This is a genomic window from Nocardia sp. NPDC101769, from assembly GCF_044766925.1.
Lineage (GTDB): Bacteria > Actinomycetota > Actinomycetes > Mycobacteriales > Mycobacteriaceae > Nocardia.
Genome location: NZ_JBIWMX010000005.1, coordinates 81,082 through 107,885, shown reverse-complemented (window position 1 = coordinate 107,885; position 26,804 = coordinate 81,082). Strand labels below are relative to the sequence as shown.

29 protein-coding genes are annotated in these 26,804 nt (G+C 68.3%); 14 read left to right on the top strand and 15 right to left on the bottom strand.

Translation table 11 applies throughout. From position 1 onward, the window contains the following. The first annotated feature begins 55 nt into the window (after positions 1-55). Both ACIRRA_RS11245 and ACIRRA_RS11240 read left to right on the top strand, forming a co-directional pair. Positions 56-1,156, top strand: a complete 1,101-nt coding sequence (locus tag ACIRRA_RS11245) for a hypothetical protein (protein ID WP_402766200.1) — start codon at positions 56-58, stop codon at positions 1,154-1,156. A 246-nt stretch (positions 1,157-1,402) separates the two neighbouring features. Continuing rightward, on the top strand, positions 1,403-3,058 hold the full coding sequence (locus ACIRRA_RS11240) for a cutinase family protein (protein ID WP_402766197.1): 1,656 nt from the start codon (positions 1,403-1,405) through the stop codon (positions 3,056-3,058). Positions 3,059-3,146: 88 nt separating this feature from the next. On the opposite strand, the gene ACIRRA_RS11235 is transcribed toward ACIRRA_RS11240, so the two are convergent. Beyond that, positions 3,147-4,103 carry an undecaprenyl-diphosphate phosphatase gene (locus ACIRRA_RS11235; protein WP_402766591.1) on the bottom strand — a complete coding sequence of 319 codons (957 nt, stop codon included), beginning with the start codon at positions 4,101-4,103 and terminating at the stop codon, positions 3,147-3,149. 190 nt (positions 4,104-4,293) lie between these two features. Between ACIRRA_RS11235 and ACIRRA_RS11230 the strand changes: the two genes are divergently transcribed. Together ACIRRA_RS11230 and ACIRRA_RS11225 are read left to right on the top strand one after the other, a co-directional pair. Continuing rightward, positions 4,294-5,169 carry an alpha/beta fold hydrolase gene (locus ACIRRA_RS11230; RefSeq protein ID WP_402766194.1) on the top strand — a complete coding sequence of 292 codons (876 nt, stop codon included), beginning with the start codon at positions 4,294-4,296 and terminating at the stop codon, positions 5,167-5,169. 53 nt (positions 5,170-5,222) lie between these two features. Continuing rightward, positions 5,223-5,486, top strand: coding sequence for a hypothetical protein (locus ACIRRA_RS11225; protein ID WP_356995447.1), 264 nt, complete (start codon positions 5,223-5,225; stop codon positions 5,484-5,486). A 55-nt stretch (positions 5,487-5,541) separates the two neighbouring features. Here ACIRRA_RS11225 and ACIRRA_RS11220 read toward each other — a convergent pair whose 3' ends face one another. After that, positions 5,542-6,246, bottom strand: a complete 705-nt coding sequence (locus tag ACIRRA_RS11220; RefSeq protein WP_402766191.1) for a MarR family transcriptional regulator — start codon at positions 6,244-6,246, stop codon at positions 5,542-5,544. Between the two features lie 235 nt (positions 6,247-6,481). Next, entirely contained in the window at positions 6,482-7,564 is a 1,083-nt protein-coding gene (locus tag ACIRRA_RS11215) for a substrate-binding domain-containing protein (protein WP_402766188.1), read from the bottom strand. A gap of 132 nt (positions 7,565-7,696) precedes the next feature. On the opposite strand from ACIRRA_RS11215, the gene ACIRRA_RS11210 reads away from it, so the two are divergent. The 3 genes from ACIRRA_RS11210 to ACIRRA_RS11200 all read left to right on the top strand — a co-directional run bounded on the left by ACIRRA_RS11210 (position 7,697) and on the right by ACIRRA_RS11200 (position 9,004). After that, the gene (locus ACIRRA_RS11210) at positions 7,697-8,350 is read left to right on the top strand and encodes a TetR family transcriptional regulator (protein ID WP_402766185.1); all 654 of its coding nucleotides are present in this window, start codon (positions 7,697-7,699) and stop codon (positions 8,348-8,350) included. Between the two features lie 18 nt (positions 8,351-8,368). Continuing rightward, entirely contained in the window at positions 8,369-8,620 is a 252-nt protein-coding gene (locus ACIRRA_RS11205; RefSeq protein WP_402766182.1) for a hypothetical protein, read from the top strand. Between the two features lie 219 nt (positions 8,621-8,839). Beyond that, entirely contained in the window at positions 8,840-9,004 is a 165-nt protein-coding gene (locus ACIRRA_RS11200) for a hypothetical protein (RefSeq protein WP_402766179.1), read from the top strand. Here the strand turns inward: ACIRRA_RS11200 and ACIRRA_RS11195 are convergent, their stop codons facing one another. Beyond that, positions 9,005-9,874: a C40 family peptidase gene (locus tag ACIRRA_RS11195; protein WP_402766177.1), complete on the bottom strand. Its 870-nt coding sequence runs from the start codon at positions 9,872-9,874 to the stop codon at positions 9,005-9,007. 299 nt (positions 9,875-10,173) lie between these two features. Between ACIRRA_RS11195 and ACIRRA_RS11190 the strand changes: the two genes are divergently transcribed. Both ACIRRA_RS11190 and ACIRRA_RS11185 read left to right on the top strand, forming a co-directional pair. Further along, on the top strand, positions 10,174-10,920 hold the full coding sequence (locus ACIRRA_RS11190; protein WP_356995439.1) for a ParA family protein: 747 nt from the start codon (positions 10,174-10,176) through the stop codon (positions 10,918-10,920). Further along, complete coding sequence (locus ACIRRA_RS11185) at positions 10,920-11,993, top strand: hypothetical protein (protein ID WP_402766174.1); 1,074 nt, start codon at positions 10,920-10,922, stop codon at positions 11,991-11,993. The genes ACIRRA_RS11190 and ACIRRA_RS11185 overlap by 1 nt, the downstream gene beginning before the upstream one ends. A gap of 187 nt (positions 11,994-12,180) precedes the next feature. On the opposite strand, the gene glpR is transcribed toward ACIRRA_RS11185, so the two are convergent. From glpR to ACIRRA_RS11165, 4 genes are all read right to left on the bottom strand, one after another. Further along, complete coding sequence (glpR, locus tag ACIRRA_RS11180; protein WP_402766171.1) at positions 12,181-13,281, bottom strand: gephyrin-like molybdotransferase receptor GlpR; 1,101 nt, start codon at positions 13,279-13,281, stop codon at positions 12,181-12,183. Between the two features lie 273 nt (positions 13,282-13,554). Further along, positions 13,555-14,223: a GNAT family protein gene (locus ACIRRA_RS11175; protein WP_356995434.1), complete on the bottom strand. Its 669-nt coding sequence runs from the start codon at positions 14,221-14,223 to the stop codon at positions 13,555-13,557. Between the two features lie 82 nt (positions 14,224-14,305). Further along, positions 14,306-15,565, bottom strand: a complete 1,260-nt coding sequence (glp, locus tag ACIRRA_RS11170) for a gephyrin-like molybdotransferase Glp (protein ID WP_402766168.1) — start codon at positions 15,563-15,565, stop codon at positions 14,306-14,308. 98 nt (positions 15,566-15,663) lie between these two features. Then, the gene (locus ACIRRA_RS11165) at positions 15,664-16,626 is read right to left on the bottom strand and encodes a UTP--glucose-1-phosphate uridylyltransferase (RefSeq protein WP_402766165.1); all 963 of its coding nucleotides are present in this window, start codon (positions 16,624-16,626) and stop codon (positions 15,664-15,666) included. A 199-nt stretch (positions 16,627-16,825) separates the two neighbouring features. On the opposite strand from ACIRRA_RS11165, the gene ACIRRA_RS11160 reads away from it, so the two are divergent. The 5 genes from ACIRRA_RS11160 to mscL all read left to right on the top strand — a co-directional run bounded on the left by ACIRRA_RS11160 (position 16,826) and on the right by mscL (position 20,677). Next, positions 16,826-18,481: a fibronectin type III domain-containing protein gene (locus ACIRRA_RS11160; protein ID WP_402766162.1), complete on the top strand. Its 1,656-nt coding sequence runs from the start codon at positions 16,826-16,828 to the stop codon at positions 18,479-18,481. Between the two features lie 23 nt (positions 18,482-18,504). Beyond that, positions 18,505-19,089 (top strand): 5-formyltetrahydrofolate cyclo-ligase, encoded by a 585-nt coding sequence (locus ACIRRA_RS11155; RefSeq protein WP_402766160.1) that lies wholly within the window; start codon positions 18,505-18,507, stop codon positions 19,087-19,089. 70 nt (positions 19,090-19,159) lie between these two features. Then, entirely contained in the window at positions 19,160-19,465 is a 306-nt protein-coding gene (locus ACIRRA_RS11150; protein WP_402766157.1) for an FmdB family zinc ribbon protein, read from the top strand. Between the two features lie 87 nt (positions 19,466-19,552). Then, positions 19,553-20,200 (top strand): SAF domain-containing protein, encoded by a 648-nt coding sequence (locus tag ACIRRA_RS11145; RefSeq protein ID WP_402766154.1) that lies wholly within the window; start codon positions 19,553-19,555, stop codon positions 20,198-20,200. A 78-nt stretch (positions 20,201-20,278) separates the two neighbouring features. Then, entirely contained in the window at positions 20,279-20,677 is a 399-nt protein-coding gene (gene mscL, locus ACIRRA_RS11140; RefSeq protein ID WP_402766151.1) for a large conductance mechanosensitive channel protein MscL, read from the top strand. Between the two features lie 91 nt (positions 20,678-20,768). Here the strand turns inward: mscL and ACIRRA_RS11135 are convergent, their stop codons facing one another. The 7 genes from ACIRRA_RS11135 to ACIRRA_RS11105 form a co-directional block, all read right to left on the bottom strand. Then, entirely contained in the window at positions 20,769-21,449 is a 681-nt protein-coding gene (locus ACIRRA_RS11135) for an MspA family porin (protein ID WP_402766148.1), read from the bottom strand. A gap of 63 nt (positions 21,450-21,512) precedes the next feature. Beyond that, positions 21,513-22,190, bottom strand: a complete 678-nt coding sequence (locus ACIRRA_RS11130; RefSeq protein ID WP_402766146.1) for an MspA family porin — start codon at positions 22,188-22,190, stop codon at positions 21,513-21,515. Between the two features lie 301 nt (positions 22,191-22,491). Continuing rightward, the gene (locus ACIRRA_RS11125) at positions 22,492-23,163 is read right to left on the bottom strand and encodes an MspA family porin (RefSeq protein ID WP_402766143.1); all 672 of its coding nucleotides are present in this window, start codon (positions 23,161-23,163) and stop codon (positions 22,492-22,494) included. Between the two features lie 63 nt (positions 23,164-23,226). After that, positions 23,227-23,901, bottom strand: coding sequence for an MspA family porin (locus ACIRRA_RS11120; RefSeq protein WP_402766140.1), 675 nt, complete (start codon positions 23,899-23,901; stop codon positions 23,227-23,229). 324 nt (positions 23,902-24,225) lie between these two features. Continuing rightward, positions 24,226-24,474, bottom strand: a complete 249-nt coding sequence (locus tag ACIRRA_RS11115) for a hypothetical protein (protein ID WP_402766137.1) — start codon at positions 24,472-24,474, stop codon at positions 24,226-24,228. Further along, positions 24,471-24,965: a MogA/MoaB family molybdenum cofactor biosynthesis protein gene (locus ACIRRA_RS11110; RefSeq protein WP_354836561.1), complete on the bottom strand. Its 495-nt coding sequence runs from the start codon at positions 24,963-24,965 to the stop codon at positions 24,471-24,473. Before ACIRRA_RS11110 ends, ACIRRA_RS11115 begins: the two co-directional genes overlap by 4 nt. A gap of 98 nt (positions 24,966-25,063) precedes the next feature. Next, a complete protein-coding gene (locus ACIRRA_RS11105; protein ID WP_402766589.1) occupies positions 25,064-26,593 on the bottom strand; it encodes a S1C family serine protease in 1,530 nt (509 codons plus the stop codon). Between the last annotated feature and the right edge of the window lie 211 nt (positions 26,594-26,804).

The window sequence follows — 26,804 nt, the reverse complement described above, 5'->3', positions numbered from 1 at the left end:
AACGTGTCAGCTACCTTAGATTGGGCAGAGGAAATCGACTCCGTGGAGGGTGAGCATGCTGCATACAGATATCCCCACGCACGGCGAGATTCTGGCGCTGGCGTCGACCACCGGACCGTGGTGCGTATCCGTCTACACCCCGACCGAGGCGGACACCCCGACCCCGGACAAGAACCGGCTGGCCTTCGAGAACCAGGTGAAAGAGGTGCTCGACCGGGTCACCGACAAGCAGGCCCGGATCGCGCTGACCGACGCGTTCGCCGACCTCGTCGACGACGAGGACTACTGGCGCTTCCAGTCCCGCACCCTCGCCGTGCACGCGACACCCGAGAGCATGCGCACCTACCGCCTGCCGAACCGGCTCGAACCCAGCGCCACCCTCGGCGACCGCTTCAACATCAAGCCGCTGCTCCGGGCGGTGACCTTCCCGCAAACCGCCTTCGTGCTGGCCCTGTCCGAGAACGCGGTGCGGCTGGTGGAGGTCGCGGCCGAGGGCCCGGCCGTGGAGGTGGCGGTCGCCGGACTCCCGACCGATCTGAACAAGTACCTGGATCTGCCGCCGCTGGGCCGCAGCCCGCACGGCCGCCTGCAGGGCAGCGAGGGCCGCAAGGTGCGGGTTCGACAGTTCTGTCGGGCGGTGGACCAGGCACTGCGGCCGGTGCTGGCCGGCCACGACATCCCGCTCATCCTCGCCGCCGCCGAACCGACGGATTCGCTGTACCGGTCGGTCGACAGCTACCCGCTGCTGCTGGCCGAGGGCATCCCCGGCAATCCCGAGCACCTCACCGACGGCGACCTGGCGGCCCGCGCCCGGCAGCTGCTCGATCGGCACTACGCTGCCGAATTGGCCAATGTCCGAAGCGAATTCGAGAAGCGCCGCGGCGACGGCCGCGGCGTCATCGATCTCTCCGACATCGCCCGCGCCGCCACCTACGGCATCGTGCACACCCTCTTCGTCGATATCGACGCGTCGGTTCCCGGCGCCGTGACCGACGACGGTGCACTCACCGCTGCCACCGCTGACGGCGAGACCCCGGGCGTCCTCGACGAAATCTCCCGGCGCGTGCTCCTTTCCAATGGCCGTGTGCTGGCGGTGCGCGCCGACGACATTCCCGACGGCGCGCACGCGGCGGCCATCCTCCGCTACACGCCCTAGCCCCACCCGGATACGCCGGGATCACACGGTCACCCGCGCCCGACCGGTCCGCCGGAACCGGGCGCGGGTGACCGCGTTTGCGCTGCTCCAGCCCCCGCGCCGGGCCTGATCCAGGTCCTGGTGCGGTAACGACTCATTCGATCAAGTAACGTTCGGATCTCCTGTGGCGACGTCTCCGGTGGTAGATGGCCCGGATGCGCACGGGGCCTGACAGTTCACTTGTCGGGGTGAGATGGGGATTCGGGCATGGATATTCGTGGCTTCATGAAGCGACATAGGATCGCGTCGGCCGTGGCAGCGCCGGCGACGCTGGGAGTAGCGGTAGCGGTCGCGGCCACGTTCGCGATCACGTCGTCGCCGGACTCGAAGCAGGCCGATCCGGCGCTGAAGGCCTCGGTCACGGAGTGCCATGACATGGTGACCATCTCGGTGGCCGGGCGCAACGACTCGCCGCAGCAGGGCACCACGAAGATGCTGGTCGACGCCAACGGCAACGAGCTGCCCGCGGCCCTGTCGGACGACTACCAGAGCCACTGGGTGGATCCGGTGGTGAACGCGCCCGGCGGATCGGTCGACTCCAACTCGTACTGGGCCGTATACGTCTCCTATCCGGCGAACCTGAACAGCTACGAGGACGCCGTCAACACCGGTGTCGCCAATACCGAGCAGGTGATGCGCGACATCTCCGCGGCCTGCCCCAACACCAAGTACGCCATCGTGGGCTACAGCGAGGGCGCGGATGTCACGCGCCGCGTCGCCATGGACATCGGGCACCAGAGTGCGGGGGCGGACGGCAAGTACGGGATCGTCGATCCGGGCAATGTGGCCGGTGTCGTCATTCTCGCGGACTCGGGCCGGACGGCGGGCGAGGGCCCGTTCCCGGGCGCGAAAGACCCCAGCCATCCCGACAACTTCGACCAGAGCTATCAGACCGGCAAGGACGTCGCCGGCGGCCAGGGCGCGCTGCCGGACCACTCCGGTGATTTCGGCGCCTTGAACGGCCGGATCGCCTCCTTCTGCTCCGACGGCGACCTCACCTGCGCCGCACCGAAGAACATCTCGCTGCTCCAGCTGGCCATCAATGTCGGACGTCAGATCAATGCCGACCAGATGCAGAGCGACGGCCTCACCCCCACCACGGGCATGGATGTGGCGGTGGTGCTGGGGAAGATCGCCGGTAACGCCTTCGCCGATATCGCGCACGACCCGGGCTGGTGGTCGAGCAAGGAGACCTTCCTCGACGTCCTGCTCAAGGTCTCGCAGCCGGGCTACAAACCGAATCAGGACAACCCGACCCCGGTGGCCGCGGATTCCATTCAGGCCGAGACCATGTCGCCGCTGGCGTACCTGCCGCAGAAGGTCTTCAACGAGGTCGTCGGTCTGATCACCACCAACCAGAACACCATCCCGGTGCTCCTGAACGACCCGTACAACCTGACCCTCGGCCCCAACGGCACCGGTCACCACTTCGACTACTGGCGAGATTCCAACCCGGACAACGGCAAGCCCCTGACCTCCGCGGAGTACGCCGCCGCGTGGCTCACCGAGCTCGCCAAGGAGGCCCAGGCGGGCCAGCTGAACCCGAAGACGCTGACCTCGACCGCCACCACGGCCCCCAACGTGCTGGCCGCGGCACCGCAGAGCCTCACATCCGGAACCACCACTCCCGCAACCGGTTCCACGACACCGGCCGCCGGTACCACCACCCCGGCCACCACGACGACGCCCGTCACCACGACGACGACGCCGCCGACCACCACGGTCACCTCGGACACGGCCACCCCGGCGACGACCACGCCGCCGGTGACGACCACCCCGCCGGTGACCACCACGACGGTCCCGGTCACCACCACTCCCCCGGTGACCACCACGGCACCGCCGACCACCACTCCCACCCACTGACCCACCGACGAAACGAGCATGCGCTGGGGCGCACCCGGAAGGGTGACCCAGCGCATGCTCGTTTCCGAAGGAGCTCGGCGGTTCCGGCTCAGCGGATGGTGAACCAGACCAGGCTGCCGAGGCCCGCGACCAGGCAGTAGATGGCGAACGGGGTCAGGGTCTTGGTCTCGAAGTAGGCCGTGAGGAACTTGACCGAGATATAGGACAGAACACCCGCGACCACACTGCCCGCCAAGGCCGGGCCGAGGATGGCGTGGTTCTCGTGCTTGAAGAGCTCCGGCATCTTCAGCACGCCCGCCGCCAGGATCACCGGCGTGGCCAGCAGGAAGGCGAAGCGGGCGGCATCCTCGTGGCGCATGCCCTTGAACAGGCCCGCGACAATGGTGCTGCCGGAGCGGCTGATTCCGGGGAAGAGGGCGGCGATCTGCGCGGCGCCGATCAGGGTGGCATCGCGAATGCCGAGGCGGGACAGCCGGACATCGGAGGCGCGGGCCGGGTCGGTCATGGGGAGCACGACCGTGTCCTCCATGGAGAGGTCGCCGGTGCGGCCGGTGGGGCTGGCGAGCTGGAACTCGGGTTCGTGCTCACGCTTGCGCATGAGCTCGGCCGACAGCAGCACGAAGCCGTTGATCGCCAGGAAGATCGACGTCGGGATGGGCGTGCCGAGATAGTTGCGGACCGCCTTCTCCAGCAGCAGTCCGGCCAGGCCGACCGGAATCGTGGCGATCACCAGCAATACGCCCAATCTCGCTTCGGGCGTACGTATTTGGCGTGTCAGCACCACATCCCACAGCCCCTGAACGATACGCACCCAGTCCCGCCAGAAGAAGATCACCAGGGCGAGCGCGGTGGCGACGTGCATGGCGACCAGCAGCGCCAGATACGGGGAGTCCTTGGCGGACATGCTCAGATCGTCGGCCCATTTACCGCCGACCCAGGCGGGCAGCAGGATGCTGTGGCCCAGGCTGGACACCGGGAAGAGCTCACTCACCCCCTGGAGCGCGCCGACGATGATCGATTCCAGGTAACTGATGGCCATTCGAATTCCTGTCGGGGGCGGTGCGGGGATCCGAACACCCCGGGCCGATACACGGGCATTGTGTGATCGCGCCGGGGCAGCTCGCTTGGCGAGGCTACTCGATGCGCTGACCGCGTGCGCACACGTGGTGGATCGGCGGAGGATGCGGCAGGATGAGAACGATCGGTATACCAGCGACTACCGGCGGGAGACGGAAATGCGAGCGGAACTCACGGAGTGGATGTCGCGGGGGAGCTACTTCGACTTCGGCAGGCATCGGATCTTCTACATCCGGGAGGGGAAGGGACCGACACTGCTGTTGATCCACGGCTACCCCTTCAACTCCTACGACTGGCATCGCGTCTGGCCGGACCTGACCGCCCACTACGACGTCATCGCGCCCGACATGCTCGGGATGGGCTTCTCCGACAAGCCCATTCGCCACCACTACAGCGTGCTCGAGCACGCCGATATGCACGAGGCCCTGCTGCGGCATCTCGGCATCGGCGAAACCCTGCTGCTGGCACACGATCTCGGCGTGAGCGTCGCGCAGGAGCTGCTGGCCCGCCGCCTCGACGGCACCGCGGCGGCCGACATCCGGGCCGTGGTGTTCCTCAACGGCGGGCTGTTCGTGGAGGCGTATCGCCCGCGCCTGGTGCAGAAACTGCTGGGCACCCCGCTCGGTCATCTGGCCGGCCCGCTCATGACCGGCAGGGTCATCGCGCCCGCGGTGCGCGAGATGTTCGGCCCGGACACCAAACCCACCGACGACGAGATGCGGACGCTGCAGGAGGTGCTGTTCCACGGCAACGGCCGCTTCGTCAATCATCTGGTCGGTCGCTTCGTGGCCGAGCGCACCACCTACCGCGACCGCTGGGTCGAACCGCTGCTGCGCAAGGAGATTCCGATGCGGCTGATCAACGGCCCGCTCGACCCGAACTCCGGTGCGCACATGGTGGCCCGCTACCGCGAACTGGTGGCCGACCCGGATGTGGTGAGCCTGGACCGGATTGGGCACTGGCCGCAGCTCGAAGACCCCGCCGGGGTATTCGATGCGGCGCACGCATTCCTGCGCGCGGCGAATTCTGCCTAGACGCAATCCATTTGCGCGACGGCGAGCCCGGCTGCGTGGAATACTTCCGCGATATGCAGTACAGGGGATTCGACAATCCCGACGCCGGCGAGGATCCCGAGTTAGCTCAGGCCCGCATCTTCCTGGACGAATTGGAAAGGCATGTAGTCAAACTGACCCGGCGATTGCAGACCGCACCCACCCCCGAAGCTCGGCAGTCGATCAGTGCCGAACTCTCCACGGTGCGCCGGTATGTGGATCGCATTCACCGCAGATTCCCGGGAATTGCCGTCGCGAATCCATTTCGCGGCTCACCACCCGGAGCGCCCGCGCTCTAGGCCCGCCGCCGAGCCGGGTTCGATTGCGGCTCAACGAGCAGACCTCGATTGCGGATCACCCGGCCAGGTGTGCGCGCCAGCGTTCGGCGGAGCGGACCATATCCAGGCCCACCCGCTCGAGATACTCGCTCATGCCCAGCAGCCGCACCCCGGCGGGCGTGGCCGAACCCAGCGCGCCGGCGCCGCCACGCGCCGTGGCGGCCAGTCGCTCGTTGGTGCGCGCGCCCGCGAGAGTTGCTCGGTACCAGGCAGATTCGTCGATCACATAGCGGTCGCGACGACTGCCCGGATCTCGGTCCCGCCGGATCAGCGCCTGCTCCCGCAGGTAACCCACGGCCGCGGACACCGTGGCGGGACTCACCCGCAGCCGGGCCACCAGCTCGGCGGCGGTGAGGCTGCCCGAGTCCACGGCGTACAGGCGGGCCAGCACCGCCGACGCCATGCGCGGCATGCCGGACCGGGCGAACAGCGCAGCGAACTGGGCACTGAAATCGTCCAGCAACGCCGCATCGCGGCCGTATTCGTCGACGGCAGCGGGCTTTTCGATGGGCCGGGGTGCGCGACGGCGTGAGCGCACCGCCGTGGCGGCCTGCGCCAGATCGGCGCGATAGCGGCCGGGCCCGCCATTGCGGGTCACCTCGCGGCTCACGGTGGACGTCGGCCGTTCGAGGCGGCGGGCGATCTCGGCATAGCCGAGCCCATGGGTCAGCCCCGCGGCGATGAGACGGCGATCCTCCTGGCTGAGTCTTCCTCCGGGCATCGGAGCGGCTCCTTCATCAGATGCCGCCGAGGCGGCGCGACTCACCCTATTGCAACACACGGCCTGCGGAACCGGCCTGGGATACGGTCGCGCCGAGACGCGAATTCCCTTGTCACACAGTCGTTCTCCTGGTCACGACGGCATTCCCTCATTGCCGTAATTGTGAACGCAACGTAGCGTTCGCCCGCATTCGAACGAGCCCCCCGGGGGCGAACGGCGGACGAGGACAGCCGATTCAGCGCCCGGTCAGATCGGCGATCACGCTGAAGTCCATGACATCCGCCCCCGCCAGGTACACCGGCTGCGTCGTGTGCGCCCCGCGCACCCGCACCTCGCCGCGCGGACCCCCGTAACTCACCCGCGCCGCCCCGCGCTCGATGACCCGCACATCCAGGCTGCGCGCCGCCTCCGCCAGCGAGGCGAACAGCAGCAGGCCCTCGTAGCAGGATTCGCCGATATTGTTCAGCGCCGGGGCCAGCGGCCCGAAGCGGGCCATGTAGCGGCCACCGAACGCCATGCCCTCGCGCGACACCAGACTCTCGAAATAGCCACAGGCCGTGAACAATCCGCGCGCGCAGTCCGGACCGCCCGCGTACAGCACGTCCTCACCGATCATCATGCTCAGCCGTAGCCGCCCGTCGTCCAGCCCCGCCGCCGCGAACGCCCGGTTGAAGGCCGCGCAGTCCGCGCCCACCATGAACACCAGCACTCCCTGCGCGGGCGAGCGCCGGATCAGGTTCAGGGCGGCGGTGAAATCGCGGCCGCCCAGCGGGAGGAACACCTCGCCGACCACCTCGATATCGGTACCGCGCGCGAATTCCCAAGTGGCCATAGCAGTCTCACGCGGCCACACGTAGTCGTTGCCGACGACGCACCAGCGTCGCACCCCCAGTTCGGAGCGGAACCAGCGCAGCGCGGGGAACAGCTGCTGGTCGGGCGTCTCCCCCACCATGTAGACGCCGTCGGAATCCTCGCCGCCCTCGTAGAAAGTGGTGTAGACGTAGGGCACCCGCCCCGCGGTGTGCGGCGTGATCACCTTGCGGGCATTGGACAGGTGCCAGCCGACCACCCCGTCGATAATGCCCAGGCTCACCATCCGGTCGATCTGCGCGGCCAGCACCGGCAGCGGCGCACCGGCGTCCACCGTGTGCAGCCGGACCGGCCGGCCCAGAATGCCGCCGACGGCATTGATGTCTTCCACGGCGAGCGTCGCACAGGCCTCACAGGACGGCCCGAAGATACCCGCGGGACCGCTCAGCGGCACCACCAGCGCGAGGTCCACGGTGGCCCGGCGCGACCGGAAATCCCGTCGCGTCATCGATCATCACCACCGTCATCTCTGCCTGCGTCCGCCCGGTACGGGCCGGTACATGCCGAAGGGGCACGATAGTACCGTTTCGCGGCGAACCGGGGAATCGCTCCAGCCGGGCCCGGCCCTATAGTGACCCCGGTGAACAGTCCTGACGCGCGCGAGCTGATCCTGCTCGCCGGTGAGCGCACCATCGCCGAACGCGGACCGGACGTGGCCCTGCGCGATATCGCGGTGGCGGCGGGACAGCGCAACAACTCCGCGGTGCACTACCACTTCGGTTCCCGGGACGGGCTCATCGCGGCCATCATCGAACGGCATCAACCGGCACTGGAATCCCGGCGCACCGCACTGCTGGCCGAACACGAGGCCACCGGCGCACCGGACAGCGTGGCCGCGCTGGTCGCCATTCTGGTGCGGCCCATGTTCGACGTGCCCTACGCCGAGGGGTCGACGCACTACGCGCGATTCCTCGAGCAGGCGCGCGCACATCCCGCCGTGACCGGACCGAACCTGCACGAGAAACGCTGGGCCGCAACACGAGTCCTGGTGGCGCGGCTCTACCGCGCCATGCCCGAACTCACGCCGGCGCAACGCCGGTACCGGCTGCAGGCCATGACCACCGTCATGTTCGCCCTGCTCGCCGACTACGAGCGCCAGGACCTGCCCACCGCGACCGAGCGCGCCGATGCCCGGGACAGCATCATCGCCATGATCGTCGGGCTGCTGACCGAACCGGTCGGTCAGGGCGCGGCGGTCCGGGCGTCCGGGTCGAACCCGCCGGGGATCTCGTAAACCATCCCGCTGAAAGTGATGCCGACCGAGTACATCTCGGACTACACGCGCTGTCCCGAGCTGAATGACTATGCCACACGAACTTTCGGCCCGGGAGCGGCACCCGGCGACGTCATCGTCGACTTCGCCAACTGGGCCGCGGATCTCGTCGAATCGCGCGGCAAGAGGCCGCGGGTCCGGAACGACGGCTTCGACCCTCCGGGCATCCTGACAACGAAACCCGAACTGGTGGTGCAGTACTGGTCGGCCGGCGCCGGTGGGCTGCCGTGACTGCCCGGCGGTCGCACACCCGCCGACTTCATCCGGGACGGGCATCCCGTCCTCAATGCGGCCTTCGCGCCCACGTACTTCACGCCCACGTACTTCACGACCGGCGGACGGGCCGCGGCCCTCAACGCTCCGCCGGAACTGCTATGGGTCTGCGACCCTGGGCTTTTCGTGAACGGGCAGCGGCTGCCCGATTCCGATCGCCCACCGTTGCGTGGCTCCATGCTCTTCCTCCGGTGCAATGATCCTGCCGCCCTGACTCCCGAGCAGATCGTCGCTCCGCCGCGCACCCGGCTACCGATCATTGCCCAGCAATTGTGGGCGGGCACCAGCGGGATCGGGTATCCGGACTTCCTCGGCCGCGCGTCCGCGGTCGGCTGGTCCTGATCAGAAGCGTCTGGCTCCGGCCATCGGCATGGTGGTCAGTGGTGAGATCTTCACGCCGGAACCGTAATCGCTGGCGTGGATGACGTTTCCGTCACCGAGGTACAGCGCCGAATGGCTGCCGCCGTAATAGGAGACCAGGTCACCCGGCTGCAGATCGTCCACCGACACCGGCGTTCCGGCGGCCAGCTGCGAATAGCTGGTGCGCGGCACTTCGACTCCGGCCTCCCGATACGACCACTGCACCAAACCCGAGCAGTCGAAGGAGTCCGGGCCATCACCGCCCGTGCTGTAGCTCGCGCCGAGCTTGGTGCGGGCCGCCTCGACGGCACGTTCGCCGACGGTCTTCTTCGGCATGGCAGCGGGCACCGGTGTCGGGGCCGCCGCGGGATCGGTCACGCCGGGAATTCCGACCAGCGGGGGCAGGATGCTGGGCACCGCGAAGGTGCCGAGACCGGCCACCACCACCAAGCGGGATTCCGGAGCCGGGCCCACGGGGTGCAGCAGCTCGGGCAAAAGCGACTGGACCGGAATCTGATCCGGCACGGGGTCGGCCGGGGGGCCAATGATATGTCCCGGAATCCCGACCATGCGCGAGGCATCCGGCCCGTCGACGGCGAAGGTCTCGCCGACCGCGGGCTGCGGCGCGATATCCACACTCGGCGCGGAAGCGAGGCCGAACTGGGTCGCGATCTCGGTGGGAATCTCGATCTCCCCGATACCGGGGACCGAGACCGGCGCCGCCTGCGCCTGGCCCGCTGTGAACAGCAGGGCTGCTCCGACGGCTGCCGCGCCGAGGACTCCTGTCACCAGGGTCCGCTGGCTCAGGCGCGGTAGAACTCGAACCTTCTGTCTATCACCGTTGGTTTCCATGAGCGGTCGTCCTCCGATCAAGCCGTGAAAGCTATTCGGTATCCGTCCATCACACGCGAACTCTTCGGTCCTGCAGCCGATCCGAGAGTGCATATTTCGCCGGAAGTGCAGAGGGTGCAACAAGTGACATGCGTGTTATCGATAACGAAACAGTAAACATTGACGGCTGAGTCCAATTGGACACAGCCGATTTTCATCGAATTCGACGACATCGCGCGAGCCTTCACAGGCCTGGACGCGCGACCGTGTGAGACTGATCGACGGAAAAACAGCCCTCCCCATCATCAGGAGGATGATCGATGACCAAATCCGGTGCGCTACCGAATCTTCCCGAACCCCTGGTTGTCACACTGGGGAATCTCAAAGGCGGCGTGGGTAAAACGACCTCTGCCTTCTTCCTCGCCTCGTATTTCGCTACGGTGCACGAACTTCGGGTGCTCGTGATCGACGCCGACCCGCTCAGCCAGACCGGTTATTCCTGGTATCGGCGGCTACAGCGGGCCGAGGTCGGCATTCCCTTCGAATTGCTCGCCTTCCCGTCCCGTCACGTGAACGACTGCATCACCGACAATTCCGCGAACTACGACGTGATCCTCGTCGACGCCGGCGGCGAATCGGCCGACATCTTCAAGGCCGCCGTCCCGGTGAGCGATGAGCTCGTTCTCGTCACCAGCGTCAGCCCGTCGGAGGTCAAACGAGTGCCCAGTACCTATCGCGCCGCGGAAGAGGCGGCCGCCGAATACGAAAAGGCCATCCGGGTACGGGTGCTCATGACCAAGGTGCCGGTCACCATGAAGAACGGCGTCAATGTCTCCACCGAATACCGCACACAGCGCGGCAATCTGCAGGACGCCGGATACGACGTATTCGAATCCTATGTGAGCGCCTGGAAATGGTACCGCGAAGCCGCCGACGGTGAGGTCGGCGACGGCGCCGAGAATCCGATCGAGGACCTCGGCGAATACCGCGCCGTCGGTGACGAATTGATCCGGCCCTATCTGGAGGCCGCGCAGTCCGCTCGCATTCCGGTGGAGGTGTCGGCCTGATGCCGCCCCAGCGCCGCAAGAGTTCCATCGGCGGGGGCCTGGGCCGCAACCCGCTCGCCGACGAGGCCGAGCACACTCCCCCGGTCTCACCGCTGCGCGACGCCAAATGGCCGCGCACCCCGAAGCTGTCCCAGGCCGCGACCACGGTGCTCATGGCACCGGCCAAACCCGCGCCACCGGAGGCGGACTCGGCGATATACGCACCGGAACCAGCGCAGTCGAGACAGGCTCGGGCGACGGACGCACCAGCGCCGGGAAAGCCCGGACCTGTGGCGACGGCACCCGAGCCCGTAGCGGCCGCACCCGAACCGGTTGCCGCGCCGGCCGCTTCGGCACCGTCCGAACCGGCGCAGGCCCGGGCGGTCACCCCGGCGGAAATCGAGCCCGCGCCCAGCGTGCTCGATCTCCCACTGCCCAGTGCGGGTGGTGAGGGACCGCTCAGCCGGACCGAATTCGATCAGCTCGAGCTCTGCGAGTCCTCCATCGACGCGCTGCGGGTGGCCTTCTGGACCGCCGGGCGCGCCCTGCAGATCGTGCGCGACGGGCGGCTCTACCGCGCCGATCACGCCACCTTCGACGAGTACGTCGAGAAGCGGTGGGACATGCAGCGGTCCTACGCGCACAAGCTGATCCGGGCCTGGCCGCTGGCCGCACGGCTACACCCGCTCGCGCCCGCCATCAACGAGGGACAGATACGCGAGTTGCTGCCGGTGGCCGCGGCCCATGGCGAGGACGCGGCGGTGACGGTCTACACCACGCTGGCCGCCGACGTGAAGGTCACCGCGGGCAAACTGCGCGAAGCGGTCGCGGTGCTGCCCGACGACTACGACGAGGGCACGGTGGTGCAGCGGCTGCGGGCGTGGCTGCGCGGCGACCTCGTCGAGGAGCAGACGCAGACGCCCGACCCGTTCAGCTCGGTGGAGTCACGGATCGCCGCGCTCACCCAGAAGGTGGTCAAGGGGTCCACCGACCATCCGGTCGCGGCCCGCGAATTCGCGGCCAAACTGCGGACGCTGGCCGAACTCATCGAGCGCCAGATTCCGGTTGCCGGGCGAATGCCCGACTCCGAATAGCGTTACTCCGTATCGCCGAAAAGGCCCGGCCGAGTGCCGGGCCTTTTCGATGTCCACGATCGCAACCGTGGATTCGATAGGAATAGAATCTTTCTGAAATAGCAATAACCTATTAACGTGGACTTTGCCCGCACAGCGAAAGGGCTCCCCGATCTCTCGGGGAGCCCTCGCACTGTGTCCGGTAGGTCTACTCGCCCACCGCGCGGCGTTCGCGGGCGCCGGCGGCGCGCTGGCGGGTGGCGCGGGCGGCCGCGGCGTCGAACAGCTCCAGGTGCTCGAACAGCGGGTCCTCGTCATCGGATTCGACCAGGACCGCCCGGCGCAGCTGGGTGCGGGTCTGCTCGCGATCCGGGCGCGGGTGTTCGCGGCGGCGCGACTCCTCCTCGCCCTCGCCGTCCTCGGCGCCCTTGCGGGCCAGGCGGGCAGCGCGGCGGCGGCGGATGTCCTCCTCGATGCGGACCTGTCTGCGTAGGTAACCCAGGTACGTCACCAGGACCGTGCCGGACAGGGCGCACAGCCACCACAGCACCGCCGAGACGGCGAGACCGGCGGCGGCCAGGATCAGGGTGGCCAGCGCCAGGCCCAGCACGGCGCGCTGGCGGAAGGTGTAGCGGGCCGCCCGGGCGGCGGCGTCGGCCTCGGGATCGAAGCCGCCGCGGCCGCGGCGGGACGGCACGAAATCCGGGTCCTCGTCCTCGAATTCGGGCTCCGGTTCCGGGGCCGGATCGGGCTCGCGCAGCGCGGGGGTGCGGGCGCGCTGGGGCGCCTCCTGCCGTTCTTCGCGCTCGGCCTTGCGGTCGGCGTCGTCTGCCACCGCCTCATCGTTCTCGGATTCACCTGCGGCCGTGGCGGTTTCGGCGACCGTCTCGGACTCGGCGGGCTCGGACTCGGATTCGGCCGCGATATCCGCCGCTTCGACGACGTCGGCCGAATCCCCTTCGGGCTCGGGCGCTTCGGCGGGCGGCGTCTGCGCTTCGGCGATGGGCGCAGCCTCGGTGTCGACTTCCTTCTCGTCCGATGCAGCGGCGTCGTCCGATCTGGTCATCCGATCCTCCGGATCCTCGCTCGGGTGAAGCTTCCTGCGAACCGGCACGTAGTCCGGGTCGGTGTCATGTCCGGTCGCCGGACCTTTCCTGGTGCGCTGTTCGGCACCGCCGCGATGCAGGACCCGCGTGGAGAGCGCGGCGTCGGTGTGTTGCCGGATACGGGGATGACGGTTGGCCAGCATCGGAAACAGGACGAAGACCCAGAGCACCACCAAACCGATCCACAAGATCGAATTCGGCATTGCTGTCACACCTCCGTCCCGCCCAGCTCATAGTCCCTTCGACGTGCACCGCAACGCCTACCGGTGGGAGAACAGACGCGCCACCGACGTCCGTAGGTTAATTCCACACCGAGGTAATTCCCCACAGGCGCGCCGACCACACAAGTAACACTAGTAACAGCCAACCCCTCGGTCGTTCTCCGGGTCCGGCCCCGGAAACCCGATTTCGAGGGGCAATTCTGGTGAGGCGCAGGCAGAGGCGGCAATCGGGCCGCCGAAATACACAGCGAGTTATCAGGCTCTGGCGGCGCGTCCGGCGCGAATCAGCCTGTCCACCACCGTCCCTGAGACCTCTTCGACCGTCATGCCGACCAGCAGGTGATCGCGCCAGGCCCCGTCGACATCCAGATAGCGCTCCAGCAGGCCCTCCTCGCGGAAGCCGACATTGCGCAGAACCGCCTGGCTGGCAAGGTTTTCCGGCCGCACCGTGGCCTCCACCCGATGCAGGCCCACCTCACCGAAGCAGTGGTCCAGCCCCAGCGCCAGCGCGCCGGTGGCCACGCCCTGCCCGCTCAGCTCGCTCGACACCCAGTAGCCGATCCACGCCGAACGCAATGCGCCGCGCACGATATTGCCCACGGTGAGCTGCCCGCTGAACACGCCGTCGACCTCGATGACGAACGGGATCATGGCGCCGCGCCGGGCCTCCGCCTTCAGCGCCGACCACAATGCGGGCCAGTTGCTCGAGTGGTTGCGCGCCTCCCACGGGCCACGACCGGTCGGCTCCCACTTCTCCAGATAGTCCCTGTCCCGGATGCGAATCCGGCTCCAGGCGGAGGCATCACGCAAACGGATCGGACGCAGGGTGACGAGGCCCGCGGCGACCCGCACCGGCCCCAGATGCGCCGGCCAGCCCGGATGCTGGGCGGTCCGGAAGACATTCACGCTGTGCCCATTCGACATGCCCGGGGGCCCTCCATGATTACGCTCGCAAGCACAGGGTGGTGGAGCGGCGGCTCCGGGCCCTGACCGATCATGTCGGGCCTCACCCTCGCTGCGCAAGGAACGCGACCTGCACCTCGTCACCGGTGCGCACCTCGGTGACCTCGGGATCGATCACGATGAGGCTGTTGGCCTCCGCCATGGTCGCCAGCAGATGCGAGGATGCGCCGTTCGGGCCGCCCAGCGGCTGCACCAGGTAGTCGCCGGTCTGCTCGTCGCGCATGAGCTGCGCGCGCAGGTACCCGCGCCGGCCCGGAATCGAGGCGATCGGCAGGATGGTGCGCGCCCGCACCATGCGCCGCATGGGATGGCGGCGGCCCAGCGCGATCCGGATGAGCGGACGCACCATGACCTCGAAAACCACCAGCGCGCCAACCGGATTCGACGGCAGCAGGAAGGTCGGCACCTCGTCGCGGCCAAGCAGGCCGAAACCCTGTACCGAGCCCGGGTGCATGCCCACCCGGGTGATCTCCAGCTCGCCCAGGCCCTCGAGGGCCTCGCGCACCTGTTCCGACGCCCAGCCGCCGACCGCGCCCGCGATCACGACAACCTCGGAGCGAACCAGCTGGCCCTCCACCACATCTCGCAGCCGCTTGGGATCGGCGCTCACGATGCCGACCCGGTTCACGTCCGCGCCCGCGTCGCGCGCGGCGGCGGCCAGCGCGTAGGAGTTCACGTCGTAGACCTGACCCGGACCGGGGGTGCGGTCGATGTCGACCAGCTCGCCGCCGACCGACAGCACCGACAGCCGCGGCCGCGGATGCACCAGCACCTTGTCCTTGCCCACCGCGGCCAGCAGACCCACCTGGGCCGGGCCGATGATGGTGCCGGCGCGCACGGCCAGATCACCGGGCTGCACATCGTCGCCGATGCGGCGCACGTAGTCACCGGAGCGCACCGACTCGTAGACCTTCACCCGGGCCCGGCCGCCGTCGGTGTTCTCCAGCGGCAGCACGGCATCGGCGAGGGTGGGCAGCGGCGCGCCGGTGTCCACGCGCACGGTCTGGCGCGGCTGCAGCCGGATCGGCTGACGCGAGCCGGCGGCCACCTCACCCACCACCGGCAGGCTCAGGTGCACCGAATTACCGTCCTCGTCACGGATATTCGCGCCCGCGCCGGCCACATCCACACTGCGCACGGCGTATCCGTCGATGGCGGCCTGATCGAAGCCCGGCAGTGGACGCTCGGTCACCACGTCCTCGGCACACAGCAGTCCCTGGGCCTCGCTGATCGCGACCCGGACCGGCCGCGGGGCCACAGCCGCAGCGGTCACCTTGATCTGCTGATCCTCAACCGAGCGCATGCCGCCCTTCCGTTGTCTCGCCCGCCGCCGTCGACGTGTCGCCCGCCGGGGCCGCCCACGCGACCCCGGCGCCTGTCCTTCACTTCTGCCCGTTGCGGCTATTCGTACGAGGTCAGCTGGGGATTCCAGCCGGACCCGAGTCGCTGCTCGAGCCACTCCCGCAGGGCGGGACCGTATTCCTCGCGTTCCAGAGCGAAATCGACCGCTGCTCGAAGATAACCGCCCGGGTTCCCCAGATCGTGTCGCGACCCACGATGCACCACGACGTGTACGGGGTGACCCTCGGCGATCAGCAGCGCGATGGCGTCGGTCAGTTGCAGCTCACCGCCCGCGCCGGGGGTGATGCGGCGCAGCGCGTCGAAGATGGCACGGTCCAACAGGTATCGCCCGGCCGCGGTGAAGGTGGAGGGGGCGTCGGCGATGGCGGGCTTCTCCACCATGCCGTTGACCTTGAGCACGTCCTGCGGGCCGCCCGGCAGCTCCTCGACGTCGAAAACGCCGTAGGCACTGACCTCTTCCTTCGGCACGTCGATGGCGCACAGCACCGATCCGCCGTAGGTGCCGCGCACCTTGGCCATCAGCTCGAGCACGCCGCCGGGCAGCACCAGGTCGTCGGGCAGCAGCACGGCGATGGCGGACTCGTCCGCGTCGAGCACCGATTCCGCCTGTGCCACCGCGTGACCCAGGCCCAGCGGCTCCTCCTGCACCACCGAGGTCACGTCCAGCAGCGCCGGCGCCTTGCGCACCTTCTCGAGCAGATGGAACTTGCCGCGCTCGGCCAGGGTGCTCTCCAACACCAGGTCCTCGACGAAATGTGCGACCACACCGTCTTTTCCGGGCGAGGTCACGATCACCAGCCGATTGGCGCCGGACTCCGCGGCCTCGGCGGCGACCAATTCGATGCCCGGGGTGTCGACCACCGGCAGCAGCTCCTTGGGCACCGTCTTGGTCGCGGGCAGGAACCTCGTGCCGAGCCCCGCCGCGGGAACCACCGCGGTACGGAAGCACGACTCGGCTGCGCCGCCGTTCGACGACTCGGCTCCGCCGCCATTAGCTGTCATGAATTCACCCTATCCATCCGTCACACGCCCGAGACCGGCCCAGGGCCGCCTCGATATCCCCGAGAGCCTAAGGGGCGAGAGCGTCGAGAGCCCACCGAACGCCGGACCGGAGCGGAACTGGCAGACCGACCCGTTCATTTCATTTCATATTCGCCGCACTGTGACCTCTCACGTACCCGATGGTTGTTAGCTGACACCTATGACCGACCGTGAGGATTCCCACAGCCCCGATTCCACCTCGGACAATCCGCCCGGATCCGCCGCGAACTCGCCCGATACCGCGCGCGGGCTGAGCCGCCGCCGCCTGTTCGGGGCGTCCGCGGTGGCCGGCCTGGCCGGGCTCGCGGTCGGCACCGGCGGAACGGTCGCACTGCGCGGCAGCGCATCGAACGCCGAGGCGTGGCCGCGCTCGGCCGAACTGGTGACCACCCCCGACCGCGCGGCCGCGCCCCGGGTCGCGGGACTGCACCTGCAATTCGGATCCGACGCCACCCGCGAGGTGGTGGTCAGCTGGCACACCACCGGATCGGTCACCAAGCCCACCGTGCGCTACGGCACCGCCGACGCCGGCTTCGGCACGAGCGTGCGGGCCGAGACCCGGACCTACCGGGATGCCAAGTCCGGCATCGAGATTCAGGCCCACCACGCCCGGATCACCGGCCTCTCCCCCGACACCGACTACGTGTACGCCGCCGGGCACGACGGCGCGCCGCCCGAACTCGGCACCATTCGCACCGCGCCCGCGGGCCGCGCCAAGTTCCGGTTCACCAGCTTCGGCGACCAGGGCACCCCCACCGTCGGCAAGATCGTCGACGGCAAGGCCCTCAACGACAACCTCGGCTCCCAGTACGCCGGCGACGTCACCTCGGCGGTGGAATCGCTGGCCCCGCTGTTCAACCTGGTCAACGGCGACCTCTGCTACGCCAATATCGCCACCGACCGCATCCGCACCTGGAACGACTGGTGGGCCAACAACTCTCGCTCCGCCCGCTACCGGCCCTGGATGCCCGCGCCCGGCAACCACGAAAACGAGCTGGGCAACGGACCCATCGGATACCAGGCGTTCCAGACCTATTTCACCGTCCCGGACTCCGGCAGCGAGGACCACGCCAAGGGCCTCTGGTACTCGTTCACCGCCGGCGGCGTGCGGGTGATCGCCGTCGCCAATGACGACATCTGCCTGCAGGACGGCGGCAACTCCTACGTCAGGGGCTACTCGGGCGGCGCCCAGAAGCGCTGGTTGGAGGGCGAACTGGCCCGAGCCCGCGCCGACAAGGGCATCGACTGGGTGGTGGTGTTCATGCACCAGGTCGCCATCTCCTCGGCCGACAAGTTCAACGGCGCGGACCTGGGCGTCCGGCAGGACTGGCTGCCGCTGTTCGACAAATACCAGGTCGACCTGGTGCTGTGCGGGCACGAACACCATTACGAGCGTTCGCATCCCGTGCGCGGGGTGACCGGGTCCGAGACACTGACCCCCAGGCCCGCCGACACCCGCAAGGACGTCGTCGACACCAGCAAGGGCACCGTGCACCTGGTGATCGGCGGCGGTGGCACCTCCTCGCCGTCGAATCAGCTGTTCTTCCCGGGCGACAAGTGCCGGGTCATCACCGCGGTCGGTGAGGTCGATCCGGCCACCGGCAAGAAGGCGCCGGTGTACGTCCTCGAGGACGCGGCCTGGTCGGCCTTCAAGGACGCCGAACACCCTTACGGTTTCTGCGCTTTCGACGTGGACCCGGGTCAGCCGGGCGGCCACACCACCATCACCGGCACCTACTACGCCCTCACCGGGCCGACCAGCGACCTGAAGGCCGTCGACACCTTCACCCTCACCCGGCCGCGCTCGGACCGCTGAACCACCCGTCCTAGGGTGGAAGCGTGACCGACGAGCGGGACAAGCGCGCCTGGCGCGAGGAGATCCTCGCGCGGCGCAAGGCGCTGCCCGCCGCCGACCGGGAGCGCGAGGCGGCGGCTCTGGCCACGGCGGCCGGGGCGCTCGCCGATGCGGAGTGGGTGTGCGCCTACGTGCCCGTCGGCGGGGAGCCCGGCTCACTCGCCATGCTCGACGCACTCCGGTCCGCCGGAGCTCGGGTGCTGCTGCCGGTCACCGGCGAACCCGGGCCGCTGGAATGGGCCGAGTACACCGGACCGGAGGAGCTGCGACGCGGGCGCTTCGGACTCCGGGAACCCGAAGGCGCGCCGGTCGCGAATGGGATCGCGAAGGCCGCGGCGATTCTCGTTCCGGCATTGGCGGTGGACCGGCGCGGGGTTCGATTGGGCCGCGGGGCCGGTTATTACGATCGAAGTCTGAGCGCCTGCCGCACCGACGTGCGATTGATCGCGGTGGTCCGCGACGACGAACTCGTCGACCGTTTGCCGGAGGAGTCGCACGACCACCGAATGGGGTGGGCACTGACCCCGTTCGGGGGGCTGCGGCGGCTCGAAGATCGGATCGGGAATTGATACCCGATTGGCAGCGTTGGCACTGCCAGCTGTAGAGTGCTAATTCGACGAAGAGCGTGGAGGTTTCCCGATGCCTACTTACTCGTATGCATGCACCGAGTGCGACAACAAGTTCGACATCGTGCAGTCCTTCTCCGATGACGCACTGACCACCTGCGACCAGTGCAACGGCAAGCTCCGCAAGCTGTTCAACTCGGTCGGCATCGTCTTCAAGGGCAGCGGGTTCTACCGCACCGACAGCCGCAACGGATCGACCTCCTCCGAGCCGGCCAAGTCCTCGTCCACCTCCTCGGACAGCAGCAGCTCCAGCTCCACGGCGTCGAGCTCCTCGACCTCGACCTCGTCGACCAGCGGCACCAGCACCTCCGCCGCCTGATCCGAGTTTCTCCACAGGCTTTTCGTTATCCACAGCCCGGGTTCCGCCCGGGCCTGTCGGTACCGGGGCGACCGTACGCTGCCCCGCATGACGCGACCGTATCGAGCCATCCTGCAGGAGTTCCGTAGCCGCCTGATCTGGGCGGACTCGGTGCTACCGCGGCGGGCCGGGGCGGTCGCGCTGCTCGTTCTGGCGGGGTTTCTGGCCGTACGCGCCGACCCCGCGGCCGGGCACACCCCGGTCCTGGTCGCCACCCGGGATCTGCCCCCCGGACAGGTGCTGAGCGACGGCGATGTGCGGGTCGCGGCGCGGGAGACGGCGACCCTGCCCGCCGGCGCCGTGCGGGAGGCCGCACGGCTGCGCGGGGCCACCCTGGCGGGCGCGCTGGCGGCTGGTGAGATCGTCACCGAGGTCCGGGTGGTCGGGCCGCGGCTGGCGGCGGTGGCGGCGCAATCCGCCGATGCGCGCATCGTCCCGATTCGCCTGGCGGACAATGCCGTTGCCGAAATCCTGCGGGCCGGGGACCGGGTGGACGTGGTGGCGGGTGAGGACTCGGGCGGGGGCGGGCGGCCCGCGCGGCTGCTCGCCGCCGACGCGGCCGTGGTGCTGGTGTCGGGAACGGAGAACTCGCGCGGGCGCACCGATCGGATCGTGCTGGTGGCATTGGATTCCCGGCGGGCCGCCGCGGTGGCCGCGGCCTCACTGCGCACGGCACTCACCGTCGTGTTCCACTGAACCGGCCCGCGTGTGAACTAGCATCCCGTATACCCCCATTACTCTGCGTTCGATCCCTCAGGTAGAGGAGCTTCCGCAATGCTCAAGGGCTTCAAGGATTTTCTGATGCGCGGCAATGTCATCGACCTGGCGGTGGCCGTGATCATGGGTACCGCCTTCGTCGCCATCGTCACCTCGTTCAGCGACGGCATCATCACGCCGTTGCTCGCCGTGTTCGGCGGCACCAGCCAGCTCGGCCTGGGCTTCCAGCTGGTGGCGGACAAGCCGGCGACCTATGTGGCCGTCGGCCCGATCATCACCGCGGCCATCAACTTCGTGATCATCGCGGCACTGCTCTACTTCGTCATCGTGCTCCCGTACAGCAGGGCCAAGAAGCTGTGGGGCACCGCGGAGAACTCGATCACCGACACCGAACTGCTGACCGAGATCCGGGACCTGCTCGCCGCGCGCAGCACCGGGGGCAAGCACGAGATCTGAAGGGGGACAAAGCAATATCCAAGCGGGGATACGGCGAACGGGCCCGGCGCGAAAAGCGCCGAGCCCGTTGCCCTTTACCAGCTGACGGGTTTTACCCCAGGCTGAAGGGCTGGCCCCACAGGGTGACCCAGCTGATGACGTTGTCGGTCTCGACCTCGACGCTCACGAAGGAGCGCGCCTGGGCGTAACCGGCACAGCCGTTCAGGCCGATGGTCTCGTCCGACCAGGTCACCGAACCGTCGTTGCCATTGAACTTGTTGCGGGTCTTGTGGACTTCCTTGCCGTAGTCGTCCGGCATTTCCTCGTCGAGGATGTAGAACGACTTGGCCTGGCCCGGACCCAGGGTCAGGTTGGCGCCGGAGTTGACGCCGGCCTGCGGGGTGACATTGCCGGAGTTGTCCCAGCTGGCACCGCCGGTCGCACCACCGTTGACATTGCCGCCATCGATGGTGACCTGGCAACCCACGACGTAACCCGGGTAGATCTTTCCGCCGGTGGCGGTCGTGTCACCGTCGATGTGGACCTGCGCCGAGGCCGAGACCCAGGCGTTGCGGTGCACGGCGGTGGCACCCATCGACGGGCTGATGTTGGCGGACTCGCCGACCAGCTTCACCGTGACAACGGTGCCATCGGACAGGGTCTGGGTGATTTCGCCGCCCGGCAGCGGCACGAAGGTGTCGGCATTGGCCGCACCGGTGGAAAAGAGGCCAAGGGCAGCGGTGGCGACGGCACCGGCACCGGCCACCCGCGCCGCGGTCTTACGGATGTTCATATCTTGTTGTCCCTCAAAGATTGAATTCGCTTACGCGAGAAAGGAGTTGGCGGGCGGGGACCACTAGCCGATGCTGAACGGCTGGCCGTAGAGAGTGGTCTTGGAGTAGTTGTCGCCAATGACCTCGACGACCGTGTACGCACGCGCCTGGGCGTAACCCGCGCAACCCTGGATCTGGATCTCGGCATCCCGGTACTCCACGGAGTAGGTGCCGGACTTCGGCACGTCCTTGGAGTCGATCTGCACGAACGCCACCTGGCCGGGGCCGAGGTTGACGCCGATCGATCCGCCGACACCCGCGCTGTTGAGGCTCACGTTGCCGGAGATACCCGCCGAGATGGCGTCCTCGCCGATGGAGATCTGGCAGCCGACGATGTAGCCGGTGTTGATCTGCGAAGTGCCGTGCGTGGACGAATTGTTCGAGCCGGGGCCGCCGACCGGGCCGTTGTTCGGACCGACGGTGCCGTCCGGCGTATCGATCACCGCGGTGGCGGCGCCGCTCACCCACACCACACGGCCGGCACCGTTGGCTGCGAGTGACGGCGACACGATGGCGTGCTCGCCCGTCCGGGTGATGGTGACGGTGCCCGCCGGGTTCACCTTCTGGCCGTCCGGCAACGGCACGAAGGTGTCGGCATTAGCGGCACCAGTGGAAAAAAGGCCGATGGCCACGGCTGCAGCCGCGCCGACGCCCGCGAAGCGGGCCGCGGTACGCACACCGTGGGTGCGGTTCTCGCTCATACTTCCCCTCATCAGGTTTCAAGCAGTTCAACCTCGACCACCGAGGTTGAAATGGGACCCTTTCGAATCCCCGGTTGAGTTTGTCGCCACATTGTTGCCGCCGTGTTACTGGCCACAAATTCTTTTGGCGTAGCGACGCAGGGCACTTTACATCACACGAGTGAGCTCTGAGACGTGAGCGAACAGGATCGACCACTCGCCAACACAAACCCGCAGGTATGTCGAGAAAATAGCGGATAGCAAAAGGGGCCCGGTGCGATATGCACCGGGCCCCTTGGGATTCCGCTGGAGGGAAACTGACTCAGCCGAGACTGAAGGGCTGACCCCACAGCGTGTAGGCGGTGATGACGTTGTCGGTCTCGACCTGGACCGCGACGAACGAGCGCGCCTGGGCGTAGCCGGCACAGCCGCTCAGGTTGATGGTCTCGTCGGACCACGTCACCGAGCCGGAGTTGCCCTTGAACTTGTTGCGCACGTAGTGCGCCTCCTGGCCGTAGTCGTCCGGCGCTTCCTGATCGAGCAGGTAGAACGCCTTCGACTGGCCGGGGCCCAGGGTCAGGTTGCCGCCGACATTGGCGCCTGCGGTCGGGCTGGAACCGTTGTAGTTGGCGCCCGCGCTGGTGCCGCCGTTGGCGCCGCCACCGGCGATATTAACCTGGCAGCCGACCACGTAACCGGGCACGATCTTGCCGCCGACACTGCCATTGGTGCCGGACAGCTGCACCTGCGCGCTGCCGGAGACCCAGGCATTGCGGTGCAGCGGGGTGGCGCCCATGGACGGGTTGATGTTGGCGGACTCGCCGGTCATGGTGATGGTCACGACGGTGCCGTCGTCCATGGTCTCGGTGATCGAGCCGCCCGGCAGCGGCACAAAGGTGTCGGCATTGGCAGCGCCGGTCGAGAACAGGCCCAGGGCGGCGGTGGCGACAACGCCGACGCCGGCGGCCCGCGCCAAGGTCTTGCGAACGTTCATAATGAAATCCCTCTGGGGTCGAATTCGCTTACGCGAGAAATGAATCGGGTGGTCGACCACACGTCAGCCGAGGCTGAACGGCTGCCCGTAGAGGGTGGTCTTCGAGTAGTTGTCGCCGATGATCTCGACCACGGTGTAGGCGCGCGCCTGGGCATAGCCCGCGCAGCCCTGCACGTCGACCGGCACATCCTGGTAGTCGATCGAGTAGGTACCCGGCTTCAGGATGTCCTTGGAATTGACCTGAACGAAGGTGACCTGACCGGGGCCGAGGTTCAGACCGATGGAGCCGCCCGCGTTCGCGCCGGTCAGGCTCACGCCACCGGAGACGCCGGCCGAGACGGCGCTGTCGGAGATGTTCACCTGGCAGCCGATGAGGTAGCCGGTGTTGATCTGCGACGCACCGTGGGTGGATGAGTTGTCGGAGCCCGGGCCGTTCTTGGGTCCGTTGTTCGGGCCGACGGTGCCGTCCGGGGTGGCGGTGACGTCGGCGACGGCCTTGCCCGAGAGCCAGGCGGTACGGCCCGCGCCGTTCGCCGACAGCGACGGCGAGATGACGGCGTGCTCGCCGGTGCGGGTGATGGTGACGCCGGGTCCGACCTTCTGACCGTCCGGCAACGGCACGAAGGTGTCGGCATTGGCGGCGCCGGTCGACAAGAGGCCGAAGGCCACGGAAGCCGCCGCGGCAACACCCGCGACACGTGCGGCGCGACGCAGACCGACGGTCCGGTTCTCACTCATAGTTCCCTCATCAGTTTTCTTGCGGACAACCCCGACCACCGAGGCTGAAGAGGCCACTACGACGCAGAATTCCAACGGAGGCAACGTTCAAGCACGCTACCCAAACCTGTTAGAGCCGTAGCTTTGGCAACTACGGAGAGATCTTAGCCACAGTAGCTACTAGATGGCAACAATCTGATAACGGGAAGATCAAATCAGATAACAGCGCTTTGGCAATTTTTTGGCGAATGACGCCGTCAGCCCGTGAACAGGCGTGCGGCATCGACGGCATCCAGCCGGACATGAATACGTCGCGAGTGGCTCAACCGTGATACGGGAGCAGACTCAGCCGTGATGCGGCGGAACTTGGGAGCGCAGCCAATCATCGGAGGATCGGCCGGATTCGGGCTCGGGAGTGCGCTCGTCCGTGGTCGTGGACGGCAGCTCGTCACCGAAGATGCGCGCCAGCCGGGCACGCTCGGCGGGTGTCAAACGACGAGACCCCGCCCGGCGCTCGGCCGGACGGGGTGAGTCCGAGGTCTCGGATGACCCTGAAGTCTCCGATGACTCTGGAGGCTGCTCGGCGTCGGTCATTCCGACAGACCGGACAATTCATCGATGACCCGGCTGGCCAGCGGGCCCAGGGTGGCCATGCCGTCCCGGATCGCGGCACGCGAACCCGGCAGGTTCACCACCAGCGTGCTGCCCGAGACCCCGGCCAGACCACGGGACAGGCCGGCATCCAGCGAACCCGAGGCCAGCCCGGACGAACGCAGCGCCTCGCTGATGCCGGGCAACACCCGGTCCAGCACCTCCTCGGTGGCCTCCGGGGTGACGTCACGCGGCGACATGCCGGTGCCGCCGACCGAGATGACCAGGTCGACGCCACCGATCACCGCGGTATTGAGCGCATTGCGGATCTCCACCTCATCGGCCTGCACCGACACCGAGGCATCCACCAGGAACCCGGCCTCGGTGAGTAGTTCGGTGACCAGCGGACCCAGGGAGTCCACTCCGCCATGGGCGGTTCGATCGTCGACGACCACGACAAGAGCACGGCCCGCCACAGCGGTATCGATTTCCATGGTGCTCACCGTAGCGCCCTTGTCCGACAACAGCTCCCAGCCCCCGTCCGCGGTGACGCGAATCGCCGGGGTCGGTTCTCTACCGCTCTCGTGAATCATCATCGGCCGCCCTCCGTAGCTGCCACGCCGAGGGTCACCTCGACGGTCTTGGGGTTCTTGCCCTGGTCGTCGGTGTAGGTCACCTTGACCTTGTCGCCGGGCCGGTGCGAGCGCACCCCGGCGATCAGCGAATTGCCCGAATCCACAATCTGGTCGTCGATTTTCGTGATGATCGCGTTCTTCGGAATGCCGGCCTTGGCGGCGGGGCCATCGGGCGACACGTCCATCACGCGCGCGCCGTTGACGTCGTCCTGCGCCCGCACGGTCACCCCGATCTGGGCGTAGGTGGCCTTGCCGTTCTTGATCAGCTCGTCGGCCACCCGGCGCGCGGTGTCCACCGGAATGGCGAAGCCCAGGCCGATGGAGCCGCTCTGCGCGCCCGCCGACTCGGCGGTGCCCATGGTCGCGATGGCGGTATTGATGCCGATCAGCTTGCCGCTCATATCGACCAGCGCGCCGCCGGAGTTGCCGGGGTTGATGGCCGCGTCGGTCTGGATGGCATCGATGACGGTGCCCTGCGAGCCCGGCTCGCCGCTGGTGGAGACCGGACGGTTGAGTGAGGACACGATGCCGCTGGTCACCGTGCCGGCCAGGCCCAGCGGCGAACCGATCGCCACCATGCCCTGGCCGACCTGCAGGTTCGCCGACTGGCCCAGGTCGATCGGCTGGAGACCGGTCTTGCCGGTGACCCGGATGACCGCGATGTCCGACACCGAATCCGCGCCCACCACGGTGGCCGGGGCGGTCGAGCCGTCACTGAAGGCCACATCCATCTTGGCGTTCTGGCCCGCGCCGCTGACCACGTGATTGTTGGTGAGGATCAGGCCGTCCGAGGACAGGATCACGCCCGACCCCTCGCCCTCGGCCCGCGCGCCGGCGACCCGGATCATGACCACGCTGGGCAGCACCTTCTGCGCCACCGCCTGCACCGAACCGTCCGGCGCGGGCGCCGTCTTGCCATTGCCGACCGGCTGGTCGAGTGCATTGGTCACGGTGGAGCGGGTGTCGCTGTGGTGGGTGGCCAGCGCGCCGACCGCGCCGCCGATGCCGCCGCTGAGCAGCGCCAGCACCACCGCACCCGCGACCAGACCGGTGCGCCCGGACCGCTTGGGCGCGGTCGCGCCCGCGTAGGGCATCCCCGGCGCACCCGGCATGCCCGGGCCGCTCGGCGCACCCGGAATCACCTGTGTCGGATGCTGTCCGGTGGCGTACCCGGCCCCCGACGCCGCGTACGCCTGCCCGTAGACGCCGACCGGAATCTGCTCGGTCGGATGCTTCCCCGCCCCGTACTGCTCCGAATAGGGCTGTGCCCCACCGAAAGCCGCGCCGTAGGCCGGAGCACCCTGCGGCGCACCGTAACCCGCGCCGGGCAGGATCTGGGTCACCGGGTCTGCGCCGTAGGCGGGGCCACCGGCACCCGGATAGCCCGGTACGGGACCCGGAACCGGTTGTCCCGCAACGCCGGGACGGGGTCCGGCCGGGCCGCCGGGGCCCTGCCCCTGCGCGGAGCCAGTGGAAAAGGACTGCACCGCACCGAATCCGGCGGGAGTCGTGGATTCGGGGGTGGCCGCTTCGGGGGCCGCGGGCGGTCCGGCGGGGGCGGGATGACCCGGCTGCGCCGGCGGCGTCATTCCGCCGGGGGCGGGTGCGCCCGGCTGCGGCTGCGGGGCCGCGGAGGCGGCGAAGCCGTCGAAAGGCGGGGATCCGGCCTCGGGGGTGGCGGAGCCTGCGGGGTCGCGC

What these genes read in the sequence shown, in the direction of transcription:
- ACIRRA_RS11245 (WP_402766200.1), top strand. Translation starts at nt 56, where the DNA reads ATGCTGCATACAGATATCCCCACGCACGGCGAGATTCTGGCGCTGGCG.
- ACIRRA_RS11240 (WP_402766197.1), top strand. Translation starts at nt 1,403, where the DNA reads ATGGATATTCGTGGCTTCATGAAGCGACATAGGATCGCGTCGGCCGTG.
- ACIRRA_RS11230 (WP_402766194.1), top strand. Translation starts at nt 4,294, where the DNA reads ATGCGAGCGGAACTCACGGAGTGGATGTCGCGGGGGAGCTACTTCGAC.
- ACIRRA_RS11225 (WP_356995447.1), top strand. Translation starts at nt 5,223, where the DNA reads ATGCAGTACAGGGGATTCGACAATCCCGACGCCGGCGAGGATCCCGAG.
- ACIRRA_RS11220 (WP_402766191.1), bottom strand. Translation starts at nt 6,246, where the DNA reads ATGCCCGGAGGAAGACTCAGCCAGGAGGATCGCCGTCTCATCGCCGCG.
- ACIRRA_RS11215 (WP_402766188.1), bottom strand. Translation starts at nt 7,564, where the DNA reads ATGACGCGACGGGATTTCCGGTCGCGCCGGGCCACCGTGGACCTCGCG.
- ACIRRA_RS11205 (WP_402766182.1), top strand. Translation starts at nt 8,369, where the DNA reads ATGCCGACCGAGTACATCTCGGACTACACGCGCTGTCCCGAGCTGAAT.
- ACIRRA_RS11200 (WP_402766179.1), top strand. Translation starts at nt 8,840, where the DNA reads ATGCTCTTCCTCCGGTGCAATGATCCTGCCGCCCTGACTCCCGAGCAG.
- ACIRRA_RS11195 (WP_402766177.1), bottom strand. Translation starts at nt 9,874, where the DNA reads ATGGAAACCAACGGTGATAGACAGAAGGTTCGAGTTCTACCGCGCCTG.
- ACIRRA_RS11190 (WP_356995439.1), top strand. Translation starts at nt 10,174, where the DNA reads ATGACCAAATCCGGTGCGCTACCGAATCTTCCCGAACCCCTGGTTGTC.
- ACIRRA_RS11185 (WP_402766174.1), top strand. Translation starts at nt 10,920, where the DNA reads ATGCCGCCCCAGCGCCGCAAGAGTTCCATCGGCGGGGGCCTGGGCCGC.
- glpR (WP_402766171.1), bottom strand. Translation starts at nt 13,281, where the DNA reads ATGCCGAATTCGATCTTGTGGATCGGTTTGGTGGTGCTCTGGGTCTTC.
- ACIRRA_RS11175 (WP_356995434.1), bottom strand. Translation starts at nt 14,223, where the DNA reads ATGTCGAATGGGCACAGCGTGAATGTCTTCCGGACCGCCCAGCATCCG.
- glp (WP_402766168.1), bottom strand. Translation starts at nt 15,565, where the DNA reads ATGCGCTCGGTTGAGGATCAGCAGATCAAGGTGACCGCTGCGGCTGTG.
- ACIRRA_RS11165 (WP_402766165.1), bottom strand. Translation starts at nt 16,626, where the DNA reads ATGACAGCTAATGGCGGCGGAGCCGAGTCGTCGAACGGCGGCGCAGCC.
- ACIRRA_RS11160 (WP_402766162.1), top strand. Translation starts at nt 16,826, where the DNA reads ATGACCGACCGTGAGGATTCCCACAGCCCCGATTCCACCTCGGACAAT.
- ACIRRA_RS11150 (WP_402766157.1), top strand. Translation starts at nt 19,160, where the DNA reads ATGCCTACTTACTCGTATGCATGCACCGAGTGCGACAACAAGTTCGAC.
- ACIRRA_RS11145 (WP_402766154.1), top strand. Translation starts at nt 19,553, where the DNA reads ATGACGCGACCGTATCGAGCCATCCTGCAGGAGTTCCGTAGCCGCCTG.
- mscL (WP_402766151.1), top strand. Translation starts at nt 20,279, where the DNA reads ATGCTCAAGGGCTTCAAGGATTTTCTGATGCGCGGCAATGTCATCGAC.
- ACIRRA_RS11135 (WP_402766148.1), bottom strand. Translation starts at nt 21,449, where the DNA reads ATGAACATCCGTAAGACCGCGGCGCGGGTGGCCGGTGCCGGTGCCGTC.
- ACIRRA_RS11130 (WP_402766146.1), bottom strand. Translation starts at nt 22,190, where the DNA reads ATGAGCGAGAACCGCACCCACGGTGTGCGTACCGCGGCCCGCTTCGCG.
- ACIRRA_RS11125 (WP_402766143.1), bottom strand. Translation starts at nt 23,163, where the DNA reads ATGAACGTTCGCAAGACCTTGGCGCGGGCCGCCGGCGTCGGCGTTGTC.
- ACIRRA_RS11120 (WP_402766140.1), bottom strand. Translation starts at nt 23,901, where the DNA reads ATGAGTGAGAACCGGACCGTCGGTCTGCGTCGCGCCGCACGTGTCGCG.
- ACIRRA_RS11115 (WP_402766137.1), bottom strand. Translation starts at nt 24,474, where the DNA reads ATGACCGACGCCGAGCAGCCTCCAGAGTCATCGGAGACTTCAGGGTCA.
- ACIRRA_RS11110 (WP_354836561.1), bottom strand. Translation starts at nt 24,965, where the DNA reads ATGGAAATCGATACCGCTGTGGCGGGCCGTGCTCTTGTCGTGGTCGTC.